At 36.4% G+C, this 3,210-nt stretch carries 2 protein-coding genes and 1 pseudogene; all 3 read right to left on the bottom strand.

Features of this window, described 5'->3' with window-relative positions:
• Positions 1–296 precede the first annotated feature (296 nt).
• Positions 297–1,520, bottom strand: a pseudogene (locus tag AB1397_04825) (NADH-ubiquinone oxidoreductase-F iron-sulfur binding region domain-containing protein).
• A gap of 1 nt (position 1,521) precedes the next feature.
• On the bottom strand, positions 1,522–2,034 hold the full coding sequence (locus AB1397_04820) for a hypothetical protein (GenBank protein MEW6482306.1): 513 nt from the start codon (positions 2,032–2,034) through the stop codon (positions 1,522–1,524).
• Positions 2,035–2,099: 65 nt separating this feature from the next.
• A partial coding sequence (locus tag AB1397_04815) for an ABC transporter permease (GenBank protein ID MEW6482305.1) occupies positions 2,100–3,210 on the bottom strand: 1,111 nt, incomplete at its 5' end.

Below are 3,210 nucleotides of genomic sequence, written 5' to 3'. Positions count from 1 at the left end.
CCTCAAAATGGCTAATAGAAGGAAGCTTTTTGCAAATAAGCAAGGATTCATAAATGCCGTGAGGGAAAAAGTAAAGGAGGTGAAAAAAGATGCGCTCTAGCTCTATTCTAAAAGAAGAGCGTAGAGGGTTCGGGAAATATTTACCGAGCAAATGAAGATAGAACTGATGCAGAATTGCTTGCCAAAACCCTTCTTATTCACAAGAATTTACCCTTATTAAGAACTAATGAAGAAAAGGCTAGTTTAAAAAAGCTGGCTAAGATAAGACGAAACATAGTTCTTCTCAAAAACCATTTCTAATCAACACTAATTGCCTTAAACTTACAGGAGGAATAGCAGAGACCACACCTTATGCATTTTTCCTGGTCTATTTTGTGAGCCTGTTTTCTTTCGCCCGATATTGCAGAGACTGGGCATTTTTTAGCACAGAGGGTGCATCCGGTGCAAAGATCAGCCATTATTGTGTAGGTAAGTAAAACCCTACAAACCTTTGCTGGGCATTTCTTTTCTTTTATATGTGCCTCATATTCGCTTCTAAAGTATTTTATGGTGGTTAAAACCGGGTTTGGCGCGGTTTTTCCTAATCCGCATAGGGCTGTATCTTTTATTGTTTGTGCAAGCTCGCAAAGAAATTCAATATCACCCTCTTGGCCTTTTCCTTCGGTAATTTCTTCTAAAATCTTAAGCATCATCTTTGTTCCCACCCTACAGGGTGTGCATTTTCCGCAACTTTCATCCTGGGTAAATTCCAAGAAAAACCTTGCCACATTCACCATACAATTTGTCTCATCCATAACCACCATTCCGCCAGAGCCCATAATTGCCCCGGTTTTGGTAATGGATTCATAGTCAACCGGGATATCCAATAATTCGCTGGGAATACAACCACCAGATGGACCACCTATTTGAACTGCCTTAAATTTCTTATTCTCCTTAATCCCTCCACCAATTTCGTAAATAATTGTTCTTAAGGGAATACCCATGGGAACCTCAACCAGACCAATATTGTTTATTGCCCCGGTTAGGGCAAAAACCTTTGTCCCTTTAGAGGTTTCTGTGCCTAAAGAGGCATATTGCTCTCCGCCCTGTAAGATAATTTGGCCAATATTTGCCAATGTCTCAACATTATTTAAAACCGAAGGCTTTCTCCATAGCCCTTTATGTGCGGGAAATGGAGGTCTTGGCCTTGGCATACCCCTTTTCCCCTCAATAGAGGTCATTAAGGCGGTTTCCTCACCACAGACAAATGCACCTGCACCTTGATAGATCTCAATGTCAAAGGAAAAGCCAGAGCCTAATATATCTTCGCCCAAAAGCCCCCTTTCCCTTGCCTGGTCAATAGCAATGTAGAGCCTTTTTATTGCCAAGGGATATTCTGCCCGGCAATAGATATATCCCTTGTGGGAACCAATTGCCTTTGCACCGATTACCATCCCCTCAAGCACCGCATGGGGGTCTGCCTCAAGCACAGACCTGTCCATAAATGCACCTGGGTCTCCCTCATCGCCATTGCAAATGATGTTATTTTCTAAATATCTCTGTAATCTCTCTTACCATTCTATCTGTAAGTTCTTCTAATGCTTCGCTTATAATAGTAGTAAAAGAAGAATCCGCTGTAAAAGAAGAAGCCCAAAGAATCATTCCACTTTTAGATTCTGTTAGTCTAATTGTTAATGCACAAACAGGCTTCGTTTGTATCTTTACTAATTCTTCAAGGCTTTTTATCTCATAGCTCGATGTTCCTATAAAAACATTAACATTTTCTATATTCTGCTTATTATAGCCATATTCTCCAATTACACCTTCAATGACAGCATCTGCTTCATCCTCTTTGGTTACTATTACAAATCCAGAAGAAAGTAGCTTAAATACCAAAAGGTTAGCAATATATTTTCCAGCATTTAATTGCTCAGTGGGTGCAGAAAATGGAGAAACCATTATCTTTTCAATCTTATAATTTTCTTTTACTGGATTTACATAACTTCTAGAGGAGTATTGAACACATCCGGATATGAATAAAATGACCAATAACAAAACAAACTTTTTCATCCTAATTAAGTATAAAAAGAATATTCATAAAAAGCAACAGATAGTTGTTATTACTCATATCTTAATGCCTCAACAGGGGTTAAATTAGATGCTTTTTTAGCTGGATAAACTCCGGAAGCTATCCCAACTGCTACAGAAAAGATAAAACCTATTATTATTCCCGATGTAGGAATTGTTAAAGGTATATTAAAAAAGGGGGTAATAAAAAAGCCAATAATTATTCCCATTGCAATTCCAGCAATACCACCAATTATACTTAATAGAACCGCTTCTGTTAAAAATTGGGTTAAAATATCTTTTTTTCTCGCACCAACTGCTAATCTTATCCCTATCTCTTTGGTTCTTTCTGTAACTGACACAAGCATTATATTCATTATCCCAATTCCTCCAACCAGTAAAGATATACTAGCAATACCAGTAATTACTAATGTGGCTAATCTAATTAGTCGCTGTGTAGCTTCTAATGTTTCTGTTAAGGAATGGAAAATAAATTTTGTATCTCTATGTTTCAAATTTAAGATTCTTTTTATTTCAGAAGAAGCATCTTTTATCACGGCTGGTGAAATAAGTTGAACATAAAGGGTTTGAGGTGGAAATGTTTTTCCTGTTTTTTGAAAAGTGGTAAATGGTAAATAGGCTATTCCCTCTTCATTCCTATTTAAATTAGCCTTTTTTTCTACCACGCCTATTACCTTGAAACTTTGCTGATTGATAAAAATCTTCCCTCCAACAGGAAAAGATAAACCAAAAATTTTTTTAGTATGTATTGAATTTTCTAAAACACAAACCCTATTTTTCATTTTTTCATCTAAAGAAGATATAAACCGTCCTTTTAAAAGTTTAAGGCGATGAATTTTATGATAAGATGGGCTTACTCCCTTTATAGTAAAGTACCCCTTTTTATTTAGGTGCCTCAAGGGAATTGATGATAAGCTTTCCTCAAAAGATACTGCTTTAACCTTGGAAGAGAGCTTTAAGTCTATTAAATCTTTTTTTGAAAAGCCTTCAATAAAAAAATTTCTGTTTTTAGACTCCGTGTTTATCCATAGCAAATCAGCTCCAATCTTTTCCATCTCAATTAAGATATTAATACGGTTACCTTCACCCAAAAAGGAAATAATTATAATAGATGCTATTCCTACTGCTATACCTATGATAGTT

This window comes from bacterium (assembly GCA_040756715.1).
Classification (GTDB): Bacteria; UBA9089; UBA9088; order UBA9088; family UBA9088; genus JBFLYE01.
Note: the sequence above shows the minus strand (reverse complement) of the source record. Positions and strands in the feature narration are given on the sequence as shown.